Origin of the sequence: uncultured Campylobacter sp. (genome assembly GCF_937997465.1) — a bacterium.
Lineage (GTDB): Bacteria > Campylobacterota > Campylobacteria > Campylobacterales > Campylobacteraceae > Campylobacter_A.
In genome coordinates, this window is record NZ_CALKTQ010000321.1 from 1 (window position 1) to 1,356 (window position 1,356).

Annotated in this window: 1 protein-coding gene and 1 tRNA gene; both read left to right on the plus strand. The window is 45.9% G+C overall.

What is annotated here, in order from left to right; translation table 11 throughout:
• Window positions 1-996, plus strand: a 996-nt coding sequence (gene glnA, locus Q0546_RS10925; protein ID WP_298792976.1) for a type I glutamate--ammonia ligase, incomplete at its 5' end; no start/stop codon positions are given.
• A 209-nt stretch (window positions 997-1,205) separates the two neighbouring features.
• Window positions 1,206-1,281, plus strand: a tRNA-Lys gene (locus Q0546_RS10930).
• Window positions 1,282-1,356 lie beyond the last annotated feature (75 nt).

Genomic DNA, 1,356 nt, shown 5'->3' on the forward strand with positions numbered 1-1,356 from the left:
ATAGTAGACAGCCCAAACTGCGCGATGTTTGAAGTAGATAGCGAAGAAGGCGAATGGAACGACGCTAGAGACTTTAAAGATAGCTACAACACCGGCCACCGCCCAAGAAGAAAAGGCGGCTATCTAATGACGCAACCGACTGATAGCATGGTCGATCTGCGCGCGGAAATGATGCAGGTTTTAGAACAAGTTGGCCTAGAAGTCATGCTAGGACACCACGAGGTTGCGCAAGGACAAGGCGAGCTGGGCATTAAATTTGGTACACTTCTCGAGGCCGCCGACAACGTGCAAATTTACAAATACGTCGTCAAAATGGTCGCTCACCTAAACGGAAAAACGGCGACCTTTATGCCAAAACCGCTCTACGGCGACAACGGCAGCGGCATGCACGTGCATCAGTCGGTATGGAAAGACGGCAAAAATTTATTCTACGGCGAGGGAAAATACGCAAATTTAAGCGATTTTGCGCGATGGTACATCGGTGGAATCCTAAAACACGCAAGGAGCGTAGCGGCCTTTACAAACCCGAGCACAAACAGCTACAAACGCCTAATCCCTGGCTTTGAAGCGCCTTCTATCCTAACGTATTCTAGCCAAAACCGCTCCGCCTCGATCCGTATCCCGTACGGCTCCGGAGAAAAATCAGTCCGCGCCGAAATGCGCTTCCCTGACGGAACTGCAAACCCGTATTTGGCCTTTTCAGCGATGCTCATGGCGGGACTTGACGGCGTAAAACACAAGATGGAGCCGGTCGGCCCGATGGATGAAAATTTATTTAAACTGCACCTAGATGAAATCCGCGAGCGCGGTATCGAGCAGCTCCCTCATACGTTAAGGGGTAGCCTAGAAGCATTGATTCGCGATAACGAATATCTGCACCCGATCATGACTCCAACGTTTATAAACGCGTATCAGCATTATAAATTCGAGAGTCAAGTGTGGCCGTACGAAGCGCGACCTACTCCGTATGAGTTTAAGACTTGCTTTTCTTGCTAAATTTAAGGGACGCTAAAATCCCTTTTTAGTTTTTCAGTCAAATTTGACCTTTTTAAATTTTGGGCCAAATTTGACTTTTTATGCGTTTTTGACGAACGTAAAATTTGTCAAAATAAATCAAATTTGAGGCCAAATTTGAAAAACAACGGCTTTTTGTCTTGACAAATCAGCCTTTTTTATATATAATCACGTTTCGTTTTTTGAAAAATGTCTTGTTAGCTCAGTCGGTAGAGCATTTCACTTTTAATGAAGGGGTCGCTGGTTCGAGTCCAGCACAGGACACCATTTATTTTTTGTTAAATTTGGGTCGCTTAGCTCAGTTGGTAGAGCGCCACCCTTACAAGGTGGATGTCATAAGTT